We start from the raw sequence: 18,130 nt of genomic DNA, 5'->3' as shown, positions 1-18,130 counted from the left end.
AGAGCAAACGAGCCGCATGGACGAATTGGTCGACGCACTGAACGATCGGACGATCACCGATGAGCAAATGGCTTTGCTCAATCGGATGCTCGAGTCGGACGCCGATGCGCGAACCAAGTTCATGAACCTGATGCGGATCGAGGCGGAGCTCGGCGCCATGCACATGCCGCTTGAGCAAATGACTCCAGACCGCACACAACAGCCAGATCAGCCCGCAGCCCGATTGGACGCCGCCCAGGCGGTGTCGCCCGCCGGACCGGCGCCGAAGCAAAGCCGCCCCTCGTTGCGGATCTCCCGCTCGATCGTGGCGCTAGCGGCTTCGATCGCCCTGGCGATGGCGTGCTCTTCGTGGCTCACGCTCGAAGGGACGCGCGGCCGGGGGCCGCTGGCTTCGCTGCTGGCGACCGAAGCGGGCGAGCCGGTGGGCGCCGTCGCCCGCATCGCCGCCACGCGCAACTGCCGTTGGCGGGGCGAACGGGTCGACATCGGCTACGGCGCCGAACTCGAAGGGGGCCAGCTCCTGGAGCTCGAAACCGGGGTCGCCGAGCTGACATTCTCCGGCGGAGCCCGGCTGGTGCTCGAGGGGCCAGCCGCCTTCCGCATTCCCGACCACGAGACAATCGAGCTTTACGTCGGCCGCGTGGCCGCTGCGGTTCCTAAAGAAGCGGGCCGTTTCTCGGTCCGCACGCCGCGATTGGTCGTGTCCGACTGCGGCGCCCAGTTCGGTGTTGTCGCCGAGGCGGGCGGCCGCGATGAGGTTCACGTGTTCGAAGGTCCGGTCCGGGCCCATTCGCTCGACCGCCAGGGCCGCGCCACCGGGGCCGTGAGCCTCGCCAACCTGCAAGCTGCGCGGCTGCGATCGGCCGACGACGGATTCACGCTGCTCAGCGCCGACGACCACGGCTTCGTGCGGAGCTTATCGACCCGCAGCGGACCGGGCGACGGGCTTTTGGCGTTCGACAACTTCGCCTACCCCAGCGGGCCGCTCGCTTGGCAAAACGGCGGCTTCGGCTGGGCCGGCCCGTGGGCCGACATCGAGGCCTCGGACGATCCGACGGGCGTCGTGGCGTCGACCAACGGCGTCGCCCGGGGAAGCCTCTCGACGGCCGACATGGTGTCGCTCGGCAACCGGCTGCTGCAGACCGGCAACGGCAACCGTGTGCGACGCGCCCTGAGCACCAGCCTCGGCGGCGTGTTCGACGCCGCCGGGTTGGTCGAGAACGCCGACGGCCTGCCGCTGATCGGCCGAGACGGGACGACCCTCTACATCAGCTTTTTGCAGCGGGCCTCGAAGACCGACGACGTGTTCTACGGCTTCGAGCTGCACCGCGGCGACGGCAACTTCAACCGCGTGCTCTGTGTCGGCAACGGCGCCGAGGGCCACGGCTATGGGGTTTCGTCGAACTACGCCGCCCAGGAGCGGGTCCGCTTCGCGCCGCTCGGCGAAGAGAACACCGAGGCGAATTTCATCGTTCTGCGGATCGACTTCGGCGAGGACGGCGAGGACCGGGCCACCATCTACAGGAACCCCCGTTCGATGTCGCACGAGAGCGACTGCGACGTGTCGGCCAGCATGAACGGCGTGTTCGCCTTCGACCGGGTAAGCCTGGGCAACTTCAAGGGATCGAAGCTGCACGAGATCGACGAGATCCGCATCGGAACCGACTTCGCCGCCGTCACCGGGTCGCCAACGGCCGCCAACCCGGGCGTGGCGACCAAGCAGCTGCCTTTGCTGCGTGCTTCGAGTCACGCGGCCGTGCGGAGCACCGGGCTCGCCGCCGCATTCCTACGACCTAGCTTCCCGAGCGACTTGTAGCGAACGCCGCCGTGTCGTTGACTTCTCCCTAACCGCTTTTCACTGCTGACGTTTCGTTCTTTTCTGTTCAGACCAAACTTCACCGCGCAGCGGGCCCCCCGGGGGCTCGGCCGACCACGCGCGCGTCGATTGGTACTCCTCGCTTGGCATCGATGATCTTGATGAGCAACACCCGCCCCCGTCATTGGCTCCTGCTTGCTTGGCTCCTGGCCACGACTGCGCCGCTGCTTGCAGCCCAGCCGCTGGTCGTCTCTTCGCCCAACGGCGCCTTGCGCGCGACGTTTGAGCTGCGCGACGGGGCGCCGCATTACTCGCTTACCAACAACGGCCGCGAGCTGATCCATGCCTCGCCGATGGGCTTCGAACTGGCGGACGGCGTGTCGCTGGCCCGCGGGTTCGAGATAGTCGATCACGCCACCTCCGAGGCGAACGAAACCTGGACGCAGCCTTGGGGCCAACGCCGCGAGGTGCGTGACCATCACCACGAACTGCGCTTAAGGCTCAAGCAGCCGGGCCCCGAGGGCCTGAGTCTGTCGATCGTTTTCCGCGCGTTCGACGACGGCGTCGCGTTCCGCTACGAGGCGCCCCTTCAGCCCGCAATCGACGAGTTCGTCATCACCGAAGAGAAGACCCGCTTCGAGCTCGCGGGCGATTGGTCGGCGTGGTGGGTCCCCGCCCTTGAGGACAATCGCTACGAGTACGTTTACGAGAACACCCCCGTCAGCGAACTCGAAACGGTCCACACGCCACTCACCTGCAAGGCGGACGACAACACTTACGTCGCGTTCCACGAGGCGGCGCTGGTCGACTTCTCGAGCATGACGCTGCAGAACGACGGCGGGCACACGCTCCGCGCGAAACTCGTCCCTTGGTCGGACGGCGTGAAGGTGCGCGGCAAAGGCCCGTTGCGTTCGCCGTGGCGCACGATCCAGGTCGCCTCCAGCCCGGCTGGGCTGGCCGACTCGAACCTGATCCTCAACCTCAACGAGCCGTGCGCGTTGGACGACACGAGCTGGATCCGCCCCGGCAAGTACGTCGGCGTGTGGTGGGAGATGCACCTCGACACCGCGACCTGGGGTTCGGGCGAGCGGCACGGCGCCACGACCGAGAACACGCGCCGTTACATCGACTTCGCCGCCGAGAACGGCTTTGACGGCGTGCTGGTCGAGGGCTGGAACAAGGGCTGGGACGACAACTGGATGGAGAACGGCGACCGATTCAGCTTCACCGAGCCCTACCCCGACTTCGACCTCGAGGGCCTCGCCCGCTACGCCCGCGAGCGTGGCGTGACGCTCGTCGGCCACCACGAGACGGCGGGCGGCATTCCCAACTACGAGCGTCAGCTCGAAGACGCCTTTGCGCTGTACGAGCGGCTCGGCGTCAAAGCAGTGAAGACCGGCTACGTCGATTTCGGTTCCAACGTCGAGCGACGCGACGAGTCGGGCGCCGAGCAGGGCGAGTGGCACCACGGGCAGTACATGGTGCGTCACCACCAGCGGGTCGCCGAGGTTGCCGCCAAGCACCACGTGATGGTCGTCGCTCACGAGCCGATTAAGGACACCGGGCTGCGACGCACGTGGCCTCACCTGATGAGCCGCGAGGGCGCCCGCGGGCAGGAGTACAACGCCTGGAGCGGCGAGTACCGCAACCCGCCGAGCCACGTCACCGTGCTGCCGTTCACGCGCATGCTCTCCGGGCCGATGGACTACACGCCGGGCGTATTCGACATCAAGCTCACGTCGGGCAATCGCACCGGCGAGCAGATCCCCGGCACCCTGGCCAAAGAGCTCGCGCTCTACGTCGTGATCTACAGCCCGCTGCAGATGGCCTGCGACCTGCCCGAGAATTACGCATCGCACCCCGACGCCTTCCGCTTCATCCGCGAGGTCGCCGTCGACTGGGAGCAGTCGCACACCCTGCAAGGCGTCATCGGCGACTACGCCGTGGTGGCCCGCAAGGAGCGTGGGGGCGACGAGTGGTTCCTCGGCGCGGTGACCGACGAGCAGGCGCGCGAGCTGCAAGCCGAGCTGTCGTTCCTCGAGGCGGACCGAGCCTACGAAGCCCACATCTACCGAGACGCCGACGACGCCGACTGGCGCGACAACCCGACCGCCTACACGGTCGAACGGCGCCGGGTCGACGCCGGCACGACGCTCACGTTGCGACTCGCCCCCGGCGGCGGGCAGGCGATCCGCTTCGCCCCGCTCGACCCCCAGCCGAGGACCGTGCTGAACCCCGCCGACTGAACTAGCGAACTCTCTTCTGCTGCTTCTCCACCTGTTGCTCCTCTCTCAATCGAATGACCCGCACTGATCGGCAACACGCCCCCTCGCTTTGCACGCGCCTAACGGCCGCCGTGCTCGTCGTGCTGGCGAGCTGCGCGTCCGCGCGCGGCGAAGACGTTTCACAGCCCGCCATCCTGCAGATGTTCGAGGCCCGCTGGGACGTGATCGAAGACCGCATGGCCGACATCTTCGTCGCCGGTTACGGGCGGATGTGGCTGCCGCCGCCGGCGAAGGCCGACTCGGGCGATCACTCGGTCGGCTACGACGTGTTCGACCGATTCGACTTGGGCTCGCCCCGCGACGAAACGCTCTACGGCACCGAGACGGGCCTCAAGACGCTCATCGACCAGGCGCACTCGGCCGGCGTGCGGGTGAACACCGACTACATCGCCAACCACAACGGGTTCAGCGACGACCGCACGTTCGACAGCCAGGGCACGGCCGACCCGTCAGACGACGTCTACTGGAACGAGTCGGGCGGCTACCCCGGTTTCGTAATGGAGTTGCCGGGCGATCCAGACGGCGACTACCACCCGCTGGGGCCCACCGACCAAGAATTCGAGCGGCTCGCGGGGCTGATCGACATCGCCCAGGAGAAGAACCACCAGTTCATACGCCACCCGGTCGTGGCGGGCGACCCGCAAAACATCCCGGCCGGCACGGAGGGGATCTTCGGCCGCGGGCCGGTCAACGCGCCCGACGCCGCCAACGCCCGCTTCTACCCCGACCAAGGCTTAGGCGGCAACACGGTGTACGACCCGAAGATCGGCTCGAGTGTTACGCTCTACGACTTCAACACCTCGGACCCGATGGCAGGCGACGCTTACGCCGAGAACGCCACCGGCCTGCTGATCCGCAACCTGCGGTGGATGGTGCAGGAGATCGGCGTCGACGGCTTCCGCTACGACGCCGCACGCCATTTCCCACGCTGGGTGCTCGACTACCTGGACCAGGGCGCTTTCCTCGCCAAGCAGGAGCCGCTCCTGGACGGATCGCCCGACCACGTCTACTCGTTCATCGAAACCGGCGGCGACAGCGACGCGTTCGTCAACGGGTTCATCCGCAAGGACATCGACAACAACGACCTCGGCACGATCGGCGGCAACCGCGACGCGCTCGACTTCAACCTGTTCTTCACGCTCCGCGACAACCTGCAAGAGAACGGTCTGGCCAACGACTGGCGTAACATCAAGAACCGCAGCATCGACATCGTCGACGACGGCTTGGCGAACAACGGCACGCAGGGCGTGGCGTTCGTGCAGAGCCACGACGACGGCCCGTCGCACCTCAACCCGGTGGCCCACGCCTGGATGCTCATGCGTCCCGGCCAAGCGCTCGTTTACCTCAACGCCAAGCAGTTCGGGGAGAACCGCGATTTCCCCCAAGACGGCAAGGGCGACGCCCTCGGCGGCCTCTACGGCGACAAAGTCACCCGGCTGGTCAACCTGCGCAACACCCACGGCCGCGGCAACTACATCGACCGCACTCCCAGCGGCGACGAGAAGGAGACGCTCGTCTACGAGCGCGAGAACTCGGCGCTGGTGGTGCTGAGCAATCGCGGCGACAGCGGCTACGACGATCGCACCGTGCAAACATCGTTCGCTCCCGGCACTCGCTTGGTCGAGCTCTCGGGCAACGTGAACGACCCGCTGGTCAACCAGCTGGGCGAGTTCGCCGAGGTGCTCACCGTGGGCCCAACCGGCGCGGTCGACCTGCGTGTGCCTCGCAATCGCGGGGCCGACGGCACGGAGCACCGCAGCGGGTACTTCGTCTACGGCGTGGCCCCCCCCGAGGCGACGATGCGGCTCACCGACGCCTCGGGCGCCGACCTGATGGGCGTGCTCGCCGGCTCCACGCCCGCCGCTGGCCAAGGGGGCGTCGGCGGCCCGTCGGACGATTTCTTCAACGGCGTCACCCGGCTCGCGGACATCACGGTGGTGACCGGCGATTCGTTCAATTTGCGGGTCGAGACATCGCCCGTAACACTGCCCGACGGCTACCGCGACCACCACGCCGACGGCGACCGCGCCCTGTTCAGCGTCGACGCCGGCACGGACGCCAACGGCAGCGGGGCCGTCGACCACGTCACCCCCGGTTCGGTCGCCTACGGCTTCGAGGAGTTCACCGGAACCAACCAGCCCGGCTTTGAGTGGGACGGTTCTCAGAACGTCGGCCTAGGCTCGGGCGTGTTCGAGCAGACGATCGACACGACGCAACTGGCCGAGGGCCGCCACTACCTCACAGGCCGTGTGTTCCGCCACCGCGACGCCGCCACCGGCGGCGACGGCGGGCCGGACGTGTTCAGCGACGCACGGCGGGTGATTTATGTCGATCGGCTCAAGCCCGAGTCCACCGTCGTGTCGTTCGAGCCGTTCTCCAGCGACCCGGGCAACCCGAACAACCGCGACCTGATCGTCGAATCGCTCGACAAGACGGCCGAGAGCGTGCACGTTTTCTTCGACTACCCGATCGGCGAAACCGAAGCCGAGCTGCTCGCCCGTGTCGCGGGCGGCGAGGGCGCCGCCGGCTACTACGACCGCGACCAGTGGGTGGCGGGTCGCACCGGCGTGACGAACGGCAACCACACGGCGACGGTCGTCACGATCGAGCCGACCGGCACTTACAACATCCAACGCTTCGCCGGCCTCGGGGCAGCGACCAACCTCGGCGCCGGCATCGGAGACGCGAACGCCGACGGCGTGTTCGGCGTGAACGACCTGGTGGGGCTCGGCGCCCTGGAGCCGGTGCTCAACAGCCAGAACAACATCTTCCGCGCCACGCTCGACGCCACGGCCGACGGGTTGATCGACAACCGCGACTTGTTCGCCATCGGCCCGCTGCTGGTCGACGGCGGCGCCACGCCGGCCGTGCTAGCCGAGTACGACGCCGTGCTCCGGCGCCGCGGCGACCTCAACGACGACGGCGACACCGACGCCGCGGACCTCGTCCTGCTCGGCGCCAACTACGGCCCGGGCGAGTGGCTCTTCGACCTGAACGTCGACGGCGTGACCGACGCGCACGACGCCAAGACCCTGATCACGCAACTGCTCCGCACGTCGCCCGGCGACTACAACCTCGACGGGGCGGTCGACGCGGCCGACTTCACCGTGTGGCGCGACAGCCTGAACGATACGGGCCCCGCGTTGGCGGCCGACGGCGACTTCGACGGCGACGTCGACCAAGACGACTACGGCGTGTGGGTTGCGGCGTACGGCTTCACCCGCGAGCCGGTCGGCGGCGTCGCCGTCTCCGTGCCCGAACCGGGCTCATGCCTCGCGCTGCCGCCGTGCGCGTGTTGGCTGCTCGGACGGCTGCGTGCGAGGCGTGAGAACTGACGACGCAAAATCTTTGCCCCGAAACCAACCACCAACGATAATCAGCTTACCAGGAGGAATCTCATCATGAAGCGTTTGACTATCGCGCTCACGGCCGCGCTGTTGGCCGCACCGTTGTCCGCCCCGCCAGCCCTCGCCGGCCTGCCGACCTCTCCCATGATCGACGGCTCGCTCGCCGGCGACGAGAGCTTCTACGGGGCGGCTCTTTCCGTGCAGAACACCCGCACGCAGTTTGGCGACGGGGCCGGCAACCCCGATCCGGTCATCACCGGTAACAACCTGGCTGACGCGGGCGGATCGGAAATCGACCAGGTGTTCGCCACGGTTTATGAGGACCGCCTCTACGTGCTGGTGGCGGGCAACCTGGAGGGCAACTTCAACAAGTTGCAGCTGTTCATCGACTCGGGCCCCGGCGGCGTGAACACGATCGACGGCGCCGCCCTGCCCGGCGGGCTCGACGGCTTCTGCTGCGGCGGGCTCGAGCCCCCCAAGGGCGGCAACACCAACAACGACGGCGCGTTGCAACGGCTCGATGGATTGACGTTCGACTCGGGCTTCAACGCCGACCACGCCCTGGTCTTCACCCACGGCGGTGAGTCGGTCCGCAACGCCCCCGAGGACCCCGACAACAACCAGTTCTGGGCCCTCAGCTCGCACTACGCCAACCTGCAGAACGGCGTGAGCGGCGACGTTGCGTCGCTCGGTTACCAACTCGCCCCACGCGGCGAGCCGCGTGTGATGCGCTCGCCGGCGGTCACCGCCGTGGTGGGCGACTACAACGACGACGGGTCTGTCAACGCCGCCGACTTCACCGTGTGGCGTGACAACCTCGACACCTCGTTCGAGCTGCCCAACCGCGACCCCGAGAACAGCGGCGACGTGTCGCAAGCCGACTACGACACGTGGGTGGCGAATTTCGCGCAAGCGACTGGCCCGGCCGGCGGCCTCGGTGACTTCTCGTTCAAACCGTTCGGCAACCCCGGCAACAGCGACGAGCTGATCAGCGATTTCACCCTCGCCGGCCTCGGTCAGGGCGAGCTGATCGACCGCAACTACGCGCTCAGCGTCGACGGTGGCTGCACGGACGACACCGGCGCCGGCTGCGTGGCCCGCGATCTGGAGTTCGCTCTCGACGTCGACCCGGCCGAGACCGGCATGGCCGACCCGGCGATGAACAACCAGAAGAACCACCGCAACTTCAACAACATCATCGACCTGCATATGGCGATCGACAACAGCAACACCGAGGGGGTGTTTGGCGCCGGCTCCCAGCCGTTCACGCTGGTCAACGGCGAAGACAACCCGGAGGAGGTGCTCACCGGCATCGAGTTCAGCGTGCCGCTCAGCGAGCTGGGCACGCTCGGCAGCAGCATCAAGCTGATGGCGTTCGTCAACAGCAACGGCCACGACTTCATGTCGAACCAGTTCGCCGGTGTGGGCGTTCTCGACGCCAACCTGGGCCAGCTGCTCATCAATGCGGGCGGCCCCCCGGCGGGAACGTTTGCCGACGTGCCCGGCGACCAGTTCATCACGATCCCGCTCTCGACGAGCAATGCGCACGCTGCGCCGGAGCCGGGCGCGCTGGGACTGATGCTGCTCGTGGCGTTGGGACTCTTTTCTACGCGACGCGCCAACGTCTGAACGCCGAAGCCAATCCCCCAGGTGAGTCTGATTCGAGGATGAAGCATCCCAACCGATCGGCGATGAGGCGCTCGGGCGTCTGGGGCAACGCCGCCTCATCGCCGACGGGTTTAGGGCTGGCGCTCGTCGCCGTGATCGCTCTCTCCGGGTGCGACGCCAACGCGCCGCCATCAACCGCCGCGCCGCCCTCTCCCCCCGCCCCCGTTCCGGCGTGGGCCGAGGGGGCGGTGTTCTATCAAATCTTCCCCGAGCGATTCCGCAACGGCGATCCCTCGAACGATCCGATCCGCGAGTCGCTCGAAGCCCCCTCCCGTGTTAGCGAAGACTGGCGCGTTTCGCGTTGGGGAGCCGACTGGTACGCCCGCGACGAGTGGGAGACCCAACGCGGCGACAACTTCTACCGCGACGGAGTCTACGACCGCCGCTACGGCGGCGATCTGCAGGGCGTGATCGACAAGCTCGCTTACCTCAAGAGCCTGGGTGTCGACGCGATCTATCTCAACCCGATCTTCTACGCCCCCTCGCTGCACAAGTACGACGGGGCGAGCTTCCACCACATCGACCCTCACTTCGGGCCAGACCCCGCGGGCGATCTCGCCCAGATCGCCGCCGAGGCCCACCACGCTCCGGACGAGTGGTTTTGGACCGCAGCCGACAAGCTCTTTCTCCGCCTGCTGCGCGAAGCGCACGAGCGTGATCTGAGGGTGGTTATCGATGGCGTGTTCAACCACACCGGCCGCCAGTTCTTCGCTTTCCAAGACCTTGTTGAACGGCAGCAAGACTCAACCTACAAGGACTGGTACAAGGTCGGAGCGTTCGACGACCCGGCGACGCCCGCCGACGAGCTGCGTGTGCGGGGCTGGAACGGGCATCGCGCGTTGCCCGAGTTGGCCGACACGCCTCGCGGCGACGACCTCGCCCCCGGGCCCAAGGCCTACGTGCTCGCCGCCACGCGTCGCTGGATGGACCCCGATGGCGACGGCGACCCGGCCGACGGCGTCGACGGCTGGCGGCTCGACGTGGCGCCCGAGGTCCCCACCCCCTTCTGGCTCGAGTGGAACGGCCTGGTCCGCTCGATCAACCCGCAAGCGCTCACCGTCGCCGAGCAATGGGACAACGCCCCCGCCTACCTCGAAGCGACCGGCTTCGGCTCGACGATGAATTACCACGGCTTCGCCTACCCGGTGAAGGGTTACCTCATCGACGGCGTGCTGCCGCCGAGCGAGTTCGCCCGGATGATCACCGAGCGGTGGGAGGCGTTCCCCCAATCGCGGCGGCACGCTCAGTGGAGCCTCATCGACTCGCACGACACGCAGCGGGTGGCGTCGATGATCGTCAACGCCGACGGCGAGCGGCCGTACTTCAACCCCGAGCGGTTCGACTACGACGCCGGCGAGCGGTCGTCACCCCGCGGCTGGAGCGAATACCAAGTCCGGAAGCCGACCGAGCGCGAGCGCCGACTGCAGCGGATGGTCGCGCTGATGCAAGTGACGTTCCCCGGTGCGCCAACGCTCTATTACGGCGTCGAGGCCGGCATGTGGGGCGCCGACGACCCCGACGACCGCATGCCGATGGTCTGGGGCGACCTAGCTTACGACGACCAAGCCGCCGACCCACTCGGCCGGCCCCGTGAGCCCGACCCGGTCGGCGTCGACGACGAGCTGTGGCGGTTCTACCAGTCGGCCTGTTGGCTGCGGAGCCAGATCACCGCGCTGCGCGGCGGCGACTACGAAGTCGTAACGGCCGACGACCGGCGGAACCTCTTCGCTTTCAAACGCACGCAGGGCGACGTCACGGCGTTTGTCTTCTTCAACCGCAGCGAAGACACGCACGAGATCGATACCGAACTCCCGGCGGGCGGCGCCATCCACGAGGCCTTCACCGCGTCCGGCCAGTCAGATCGTGTGGAGGTGCGCAGCGAAGGGAGCCGACTCAAAGTGCGGCTGCCGGGGCTCGACGCGGTGGTCGTGCTGAGCCGTCCCGGCGAGCCGGGCGGGGCCGACAAATAAACGCGTTGTGGCTGCCGCCTCTCGCCGTCATCGCCCCGCCTAAGACGCCGAACCATCGAGCGTCGACGGCAATCAGAGCAAGTCGTTCGTGTCGACCGTCTCGCCGCCGTGGATGGATGAGATCGCCTTGAAAACCGGGATGTCGATTCCTTTGCCCAGCGCCCTCACCGAGCCGTCGACCATGCAGAACTGAACGATGCCGGGGTGCATCGAGCCGTAGTACGACCACTTGGTATCGAAGTTCGGATTCGTGCCCGCCGAGCCGATGAAGTTCTCGCGACCGAGGTCGAGTCCCTGGTAGGTCGGCAGCAGGTTGGCGCCCATCCAGAGGAAGGCGTCGGTGTAACCGCTGACGAGCTCGCCGCTGTCGCCGTCCTCGAAGTTGCTGCCAATGGTTCCGGGCGCCTCGCCGAACATGAGCGTCTTCGACGTGCCGTCGGTCACCTTGGCGAGCTTGGTCTTCGAGCGGATGCTGAAGACGCCGATCAAGTCTTTGTCGACCACGAAGCCTTGGCCGTTTGGACCAAGCACCTCGGTGTTGGCGCCGAGCTCGCCGTACACCCCGAACACGCCTTGGTAGTGGGTCCGTTTGCCCGACTGCGACAACGCATTAGTGACATTCAGCCGATCCGAACCCAGCTCGTAGTTCCCTACGGTCTCGAACGCCCCGTAGGCGTGAGGGGTTGTCAGGCCACTCGTGTCCGACATGTAAACACGGGTCGTCGGCCCGAACAGCGGCGCGTAGTTGGGCGCCGAAGGGCAAAGGTAGCTGCTGATCTCCGACTCGGCCGCGGCGCGAGCGTTCGCTCGAGTCTGCCAGTAGAAATCGTACTGATCGGCGCCGATCGAGTAGTTGGTGGTCAGCAGGTCGTAAACCGCGTTCTCTTCGATGAACGGCAAGATCTGAGCCAACACGCCGACCCATTGATCCGGCTTAGGGGGTGATCCCGAAGGGACCGTTTCTCCGTTCGAGTTCCTCAGAGTGCAGACCTTGCAGCCCAGATGCCCCGGCGGCATGTGCCGGTAGCTCGACTCGAAGTTGAGCGCTCCCAACCCCAGCTGCTTGAGGTTGTTCTTGCACTGCGTGCGCCGGGCCGCCTCGCGGGCCGACTGCACGGCCGGCAGCAGCAGCGCCACCAGGATGCCGATGATGGCGATCACGACCAGCAACTCGACGAGCGTGAAACCCCGGCCACGAGGGGAGGTTTCTGAACAGCGGTAGGCAGGATTCGCCATCATCGTTTCCGTTTGTTTTCTGGCGGTCTTGTCGCCGGCTAGCGGCGTGAAAGCGGGTTTCGCAACAGCGAGGCGTAAGGCATGAGAAACGCCCTAGCAAAAGCGTCGCACACGGCCGGTGGATTACACGATCCCGAGTTTTTTTGTAGCGAACGACTGTCGCGAGTGGCGCCTCCGGCTCACGCCATCACGCTCTTGGACCGCAGTTCGGATTGCATCGCCTTGTCGGACTCGCCGAGGTTGCGGTACGCCTGGGCCAGGGCCTTGTGACCGGCCAGCATGCCGGGGGACTGCTTGACGCAAAGCTCCAGGGCCTCGACCGCGCCGTCGTCGTCGCCCAGCGCGGCGAGCGCACGGCCGATCGTCAGGTGGGCCCGTGGGAAGTGGTGGACCAACTCGGCGGCGATCAAAGCGTTGTCGAGCGCCTCTTGGGGTCGGCTCAGCTCGAGCTGAGCACGAGCGAGCCCGCACAACGCCGGGGCGCTCTCGCCATCGATCGACAACGCCTTCTCGAACGCCTCGAGCGCCAGCGCGTGACGCTTTGTGTGGAGGTAAACCTCGCCCAGTTTGGTGTGCAGCCCCGGCAGCCGCGAGTCGGCCCGGGCGACAAGCTCGAGGTGCTCCAAGGCCTTCTCCGGGCGACGCCCAGCGAACTCAAGCGAGCCGAGCATCATGTGGATCCGCGGCTTGTCGCCGGTCTCTTCGAGCAGTCGTTCGAGAACCTCACGGGCTTGCTCCGCCTCGCCGGTCGCCAACAAGCACGTCGCCATGAAGGTCCTGCTCGCGGGCTCATTGCGGAACCCTTCGTCGAGCGACCGCAAGACGTCGAGCGCCTCACGGTGGCGGAAGCTGTCGGCGAGCGAGTGGGCCAGGTTCATCTGGTTCGACGTGACCGTGTCGCGGACCGTCTTGGCGGCGTCCTCGCTCGGCGCCTCGACGTAGCCCAGGTCCACGAGCTGCTGCAGGGCCGCGGCCGATTCGGTCGGGTCGACCCGCAGGTCGGCCGGGTGCATGCCGCACTCGCCCTCGATCTCTTCCCAGGTCTCGATGCGTGGGAGGGGCGTTTCGCCGTCGATCACCTCGGCGAGCACGCGGCCCGGCATGTCGTAGGCGGCCGGCAAGCCCAGCAACTCAAGCACGGTAGGGGCGACATCGAGCTGGCTCGCCCCGTACAGCCGGGCCCCCTGGCGGACGCCGGGGCCCCGGGCCGCCAGCATGCCGAATGGGCGGTGCCACTCGACGGGCCCCGCCTTGCCGGGCCGCGGGTCGGGCCTCAGATGGTCGTTGTAGTAGCCGTGGTCCGACATCACGATCACGGCGGTGTCGTCGCCGGCGAGTGTGAGCAGCGTTTCGAGCATCATGTCGTGGAAGCGGTAGATGCCGACCATGCATTGCCGGTACGCCTCGAAGTCCTCGTCGCTCACCTGCTCCATCTTGGGCGGGTGGAACTCCATGAACTCGTGGCCGAAACGGTCGATCCCCTCGTAATAGACCGCCGTGAAGTCCCATTCGGTCGAGGCCATCAGCTGCGTGGTGGCGGCGTGCATCGTGGCGGTTTGGGCCAGCATGTGCTGCAGCTTGCCGAGCTTCTTCGAGTGGCGTTTGCCCGCCTCGCCCTCTTGGGCGAGCAGCTCGCCGATGCGCGGTGCGAACGGGCCGACCGCCGTGAGGTCGATCTCGCTCTGATGGACACGCGTGGGGGCGAGCCCCTCGGCCATCTCAACCGGGTGGACGCTTTGCGCGGTGGGCGGCGTCGCGGCGCCGTTCTCTAAGCGGAAGTTCTCGAACTGGTTCGAGACCATCACGCCGTCGATCGGCTCGGCCGGGTGCGAGGCGTACCATCCCACGACGTTCGACTTGAGCCCACACTGCGTGAGGATGTTCCACAGCGCCTTGCACTTGCGGCTCGTGCTCGAGACCGGCCGCACCGAGTCGCCCTCGGGCGTCGGCTCGGTGAAGCCGAGCACGCCATGCTCTGCGGGCCGCTTGCCCGTGCCGATAGTGTTCCACAGCATCGGCGAGAGGATCGGCCGCGTGGCGGCCAGGTTGCCCCAGGCGCCGCGTTCCATCATCCCGGCGAGCGTGGGCATGAGGCCCTGCTCGATGAGCGGGTGGATCATCTGCCAGTCGGCGGCGTCCCAGCCGACGAGCAACACTCGCTTGGGGGCGCCCTCACGGCGGCGACGCTCGATGCTCATCCGTCGGCGCGCTCCGTGGCCCGTCGGTCCGAGACCTGTCGATCCGTCACGCCTCGGCTCCGCGCGCCTCGCAACGCCAGCACTCCCGCCGCCCCGGCAGCCAGCAAGCCAAGCGTGACCGGCTCGGGGACCGTGGCGGCCGCGGCGCCCATCGAACCGAACTCGTTGACCCACAGGTCGTAGTCGGCCATGTCGACCACGCCCTTGCTCTCGCCGCTGTCGTCGCCGTTGCCGGCCAGGCCGAAGGGCGTGTCGAGGTTGTCGCGCCAAACCGTGAAGTCGGCCGCGTCGACCGAGCCGTCGTTGTTAAAGTCGCCAGGGATCTCGGTCGAGCCGGTCTCGCCGGTCACGATGCCCATGCCGGGCTCGTCGTCGAAGGCGTAAGCGTGCAGAGTGAACTCTTGGTTGGCGTTGTTGATCGAAACACGCAGCCAGCCGTAGTGGAGGTTCGCCTCTTCGGAACCCTCGGGATAGACCGAGAACCCGAAGCCGACGTACTTGTTCACGGCGGAATTGAACTGGGCGTCGGGATTCGCGCCGCCGTAGGCGAGAGAGACCACCGCAAACGAGTTATCGATCGACTCGCCGTCAACCAGGTAACCCGCGTTGAGCGCGGTGGCGTATTGGTTGAACGGCTGGAAGCCGACAAAACCCGAGGGCGCAAACGGGGCAAAGATCCCCTGATAGGCCCCGCTGGGGAACGAGTAGTTCTTGAGCAGCAGGTCCGCGTTGGGGTCTTTCGGCTCGGGATAAGTGCCCATGCCGGTCAGCCCGTCGTGCACGAGCACCAACTCGTACGCGTCGGCGGTGTACTCGATCTCGATGTCTTGAATGCCGGAGTAGACAATCTTGGCTTGGGCCTGTTGGGCGCCGCCCAGGGTTGCCGCCGCCGCGCCGGCGGCGGCTAGGGAATAGGAGACGCGGCGCGCGGCCGTAGTGGGGGTGGCGCCTGGTGACGCAGCCGGACGCCCGGTCTCGAGAAGCCGTGGGCTCATCGGTTAGATGCTCCAATTAAAGCGTTGCGAATGGCGCAGCTCCTGATGGCGAGGGGGTCGCCGCGGGGGAAGGAAGCTGTCGCAAGGGCCCCTAACGAAAGGAGCAAAATCACGGCGAGCCCGCCCCGACTGCGCGGGCCGGGCTCGCCGAACGTGTTTCCAACACTCGTCTCAGACGGCCTTGCGGCGGCGACGCATCGAGGCCACCCCGGCGGCGCCGGCCGCCAGCAGGCCGAGCGTGCCCGGTTCGGGCACCTTGTCGCCGGCGAGGATGCCGCGGTTCGGAACCGGGTTGTAGGCCCAGTCACGGATCACGAATGTGCCCGCCGAGTTGTCGATGTCGACCCGGATCCAGCCGTAGTGGATGAACTCGGGGGCGTTGCCACCGATCGGAAAGCTCAGGCCGATGAAGGCGTCGGTCGAGCTGTCGAATTCGGAGCCCGGATTCGCGGCGTAGCCCAGGGCGCCGTAGAAGGTGGGGCCAACCACGGTCCCGTCAATCAGGTCGCCCTTCTCTAAAGCGCTGACGTAATACGGGAAGCTGCCGTTCGAAATAACCAGCTTGCCGGGATAGCCGTTGACCGTGGCGCCCTGATAGTTGCCTCCGAACACGTAGTTCTTCAGCAGGATGTCGTTGAAGGCGTCGCCGTCGAGGTTGAGATCTTGCGCACCATACTGGGCTATCGAGAGGTCCTGGACGCCAGAGTACTGCACCTCGGCGTCGGCTTGGCCAGCGGCCCCGACGGCGGCGCCGGCGGCCAGGGTGTAGGCGGTGCGTCGCGCGATCGTGCGCGCGGTAGTGTTTTCTTCGCAGGTGGAAGTAGTCGAATCGTGACTCATTAGCGGTCGGTCCTTGTCGTTGGGGTACGGCCCTCGGCCGCACCAAATGGTCAGAAGATGCCTATGTCGTTACAGGATGTCTCCGGCGCCTCACCAAATAGCAAGAGAACACGCCGACCGCCGCCTGGTCGCTCAGCATCCATATCCTAATAAGGTGAATTCCCCAAAAACAATATGTTTCGGTCGCCGTGGGAAGAATTTCGGGGCTGCGCAGTGCGACTTGCCGCATGGGTAGCAAACCACCCTCGTTTGCTTCGTCCTCTGAGCCAGGGTGTGGTGAAAACCGCGATCACCCCCATCAGAGTCGCGTTCGGCTCGGGGGCCGCCAAATGCGCCGGCGCTGCATCGAGCGTCATGCCGAAGTTCGCGGCCCACAGGTCGTAGTCCCCCTGGTCGACCTCGCCGCTGAGGTCGCCGTCGGCGGCCAGATTGTCGGTTTCGCCAAGCGTGTCTCGCCATAGTGTGAAGTCGGCCGCGTCGACCACGCCGTTGCCGTTGTAATCGCCCGCGAGCACCGGCGCCGCTACGGCGACCAGGTCGAGCCGGTAGAGCTGCACGTCGTTCCCATCGCCCGCCACGCGCACCGCGTACTCGCCGCCCGCGGCGAGCTCGGCGCCCAAGATCGACTCGACCGACCCAGCCGCCGTGGCGTCGGCCGTGGCCAGCAGTTCCGGCGTGCCGGTCACGTCCCAGAGCTCGAGGCTGAGGTCGCTGACCGCCGAGGCGACCACCTGATTGGTGCGGCTGGTGCGCTGCACAAACTGTATGTAAGTCGGCCCGACGGGCGTGAGCACCACGTCGACGAGCGAACCGCCATCGGCCGTGAAGGCGAAGTAGTCGAGGTCGCTGGCCCGGGCGATGCTGACAAAGTCGCTCTCGTCAAAGTCGACCGCGAAGCCGCTGTCGGCGTCGGCGCCGAGCGAGATCGTCTCACCCGCCGCCAGAGCGCCGAGCGGCGTGGCGTTGGCCAGCGAGTTGTTGCCCGCCCCGCCATGGGACCTCTCCAACGCGTCTCCGTAGAGGTACTGCACGGCGCGGATGTCGTCGATCTGCGGTCCGTCAAAATGGGACTGAGGGAACGACTCCATCAAGATGTCGGTCGCCGCGGAAGAGACATGGCCGAGCCCGAGCGCGTGGCCGATCTCGTGCATCAGCGTGTGCCGGAGCTTGAGGTGGTTGCTCGCCTCGTCGCCGTAGTAGCCCGTGTCGGCCGTGTCGAGCACGACCTCACCGTAGTCGGGCCAGTACGAATAGCCGACCGAGCCGAGGAACGTGCCGCTCGTGCCGTCGATCAGCGTGCCCCCCAAACGGACATCGCCGCGCACGCCAGCCACGCCGGGGTTGTCCTCGAAATGGTGCTCCTCCCCGTCGTCGGCCGCCTCGTAGACGAAGTCGATGCCGCTGATCGACTCCCAGCGTTCAAACGTCGAGGCGATCACCGGGAACCATTCGGACTCCCCGCCCGGAAACAACGTGTCGAGCGTCGCTCGCAGGTTGCTGTTGCGGTTGGTTCCGGGGAACACGTTGGGGATCAGCGTCCCATCGGGCACGATGCTCCAGGTGAGCGTGATCGGCTGTCCGGTCGGAGCGACCGCGCCATCGAGAGCCGTGAATTGCCACCGGTCGGCGTTGTCGTAGGCCCAGGCGGGCGTGGCGGCAGCTACCGCCAGCAGCAGGACGGCCCAGCCTGCGAGCCGCCTCGTGTTGAATCGACACAACCTACGCATGGGATGCTGCTATACCGTGAGCTTGTGGCGGCTGCTGGGAGTCGCCAC

At 66.9% G+C, this 18,130-nt stretch carries 10 protein-coding genes; 5 read left to right on the top strand and 5 right to left on the bottom strand.

The window, feature by feature from the left end; genetic code table 11:
• The first annotated feature begins 16 nt into the window (after positions 1-16).
• From Mal64_RS17215 to Mal64_RS17195, 5 genes are all read left to right on the top strand, one after another.
• Positions 17-1,816, top strand: coding sequence for a FecR domain-containing protein (locus tag Mal64_RS17215; protein WP_146402611.1), 1,800 nt, complete (start codon positions 17-19; stop codon positions 1,814-1,816).
• A gap of 161 nt (positions 1,817-1,977) precedes the next feature.
• Positions 1,978-4,062, top strand: coding sequence for a glycoside hydrolase family 97 protein (locus Mal64_RS17210; RefSeq protein WP_146402608.1), 2,085 nt, complete (start codon positions 1,978-1,980; stop codon positions 4,060-4,062).
• Positions 4,063-4,115: 53 nt separating this feature from the next.
• Complete coding sequence (locus Mal64_RS17205) at positions 4,116-7,436, top strand: alpha-amylase family glycosyl hydrolase (protein WP_146402606.1); 3,321 nt, start codon at positions 4,116-4,118, stop codon at positions 7,434-7,436.
• A 66-nt stretch (positions 7,437-7,502) separates the two neighbouring features.
• Positions 7,503-9,077: a PEP-CTERM sorting domain-containing protein gene (locus tag Mal64_RS17200; RefSeq protein WP_146402604.1), complete on the top strand. Its 1,575-nt coding sequence runs from the start codon at positions 7,503-7,505 to the stop codon at positions 9,075-9,077.
• Between the two features lie 38 nt (positions 9,078-9,115).
• On the top strand, positions 9,116-11,086 hold the full coding sequence (locus tag Mal64_RS17195) for a glycoside hydrolase family 13 protein (protein WP_197525847.1): 1,971 nt from the start codon (positions 9,116-9,118) through the stop codon (positions 11,084-11,086).
• Positions 11,087-11,158: 72 nt separating this feature from the next.
• Here the strand turns inward: Mal64_RS17195 and Mal64_RS17190 are convergent, their stop codons facing one another.
• The 5 genes from Mal64_RS17190 to Mal64_RS17170 all read right to left on the bottom strand — a co-directional run bounded on the left by Mal64_RS17190 (position 11,159) and on the right by Mal64_RS17170 (position 18,082).
• The gene (locus Mal64_RS17190) at positions 11,159-12,322 is read right to left on the bottom strand and encodes a DUF1559 family PulG-like putative transporter (protein ID WP_197525846.1); all 1,164 of its coding nucleotides are present in this window, start codon (positions 12,320-12,322) and stop codon (positions 11,159-11,161) included.
• A gap of 179 nt (positions 12,323-12,501) precedes the next feature.
• Positions 12,502-14,520: an alkaline phosphatase family protein gene (locus Mal64_RS17185; protein ID WP_146402596.1), complete on the bottom strand. Its 2,019-nt coding sequence runs from the start codon at positions 14,518-14,520 to the stop codon at positions 12,502-12,504.
• The gene (locus tag Mal64_RS17180; RefSeq protein ID WP_146402593.1) at positions 14,517-15,515 is read right to left on the bottom strand and encodes a PEP-CTERM sorting domain-containing protein; all 999 of its coding nucleotides are present in this window, start codon (positions 15,513-15,515) and stop codon (positions 14,517-14,519) included. Before Mal64_RS17180 ends, Mal64_RS17185 begins: the two co-directional genes overlap by 4 nt.
• A gap of 171 nt (positions 15,516-15,686) precedes the next feature.
• Positions 15,687-16,355, bottom strand: coding sequence for a PEP-CTERM sorting domain-containing protein (locus Mal64_RS17175; protein ID WP_146402591.1), 669 nt, complete (start codon positions 16,353-16,355; stop codon positions 15,687-15,689).
• Positions 16,356-16,501: 146 nt separating this feature from the next.
• Positions 16,502-18,082, bottom strand: coding sequence for a matrixin family metalloprotease (locus tag Mal64_RS17170; protein ID WP_146402588.1), 1,581 nt, complete (start codon positions 18,080-18,082; stop codon positions 16,502-16,504).
• Positions 18,083-18,130 lie beyond the last annotated feature (48 nt).

Origin of the sequence: Pseudobythopirellula maris, assembly GCF_007859945.1 — a bacterium.
GTDB classification, from domain to species: Bacteria; Planctomycetota; Planctomycetia; order Pirellulales; family Lacipirellulaceae; genus Pseudobythopirellula; species Pseudobythopirellula maris.
This window is presented reverse-complemented; position numbering and strand designations above follow the sequence as displayed.

Coding starts and splice junctions, on each gene's coding strand:
- Mal64_RS17195 (WP_197525847.1), top strand. CDS start 9,116: ATGAAGCATCCCAACCGATCGGCGATGAGGCGCTCGGGCGTCTGGGGC.
- Mal64_RS17200 (WP_146402604.1), top strand. CDS start 7,503: ATGAAGCGTTTGACTATCGCGCTCACGGCCGCGCTGTTGGCCGCACCG.
- Mal64_RS17185 (WP_146402596.1), bottom strand. CDS start 14,520: ATGAGCATCGAGCGTCGCCGCCGTGAGGGCGCCCCCAAGCGAGTGTTG.
- Mal64_RS17215 (WP_146402611.1), top strand. CDS start 17: ATGGACGAATTGGTCGACGCACTGAACGATCGGACGATCACCGATGAG.
- Mal64_RS17210 (WP_146402608.1), top strand. CDS start 1,978: ATGAGCAACACCCGCCCCCGTCATTGGCTCCTGCTTGCTTGGCTCCTG.
- Mal64_RS17175 (WP_146402591.1), bottom strand. CDS start 16,355: ATGAGTCACGATTCGACTACTTCCACCTGCGAAGAAAACACTACCGCG.
- Mal64_RS17205 (WP_146402606.1), top strand. CDS start 4,116: ATGACCCGCACTGATCGGCAACACGCCCCCTCGCTTTGCACGCGCCTA.
- Mal64_RS17170 (WP_146402588.1), bottom strand. CDS start 18,082: ATGCGTAGGTTGTGTCGATTCAACACGAGGCGGCTCGCAGGCTGGGCC.
- Mal64_RS17180 (WP_146402593.1), bottom strand. CDS start 15,515: ATGAGCCCACGGCTTCTCGAGACCGGGCGTCCGGCTGCGTCACCAGGC.
- Mal64_RS17190 (WP_197525846.1), bottom strand. CDS start 12,322: ATGGCGAATCCTGCCTACCGCTGTTCAGAAACCTCCCCTCGTGGCCGG.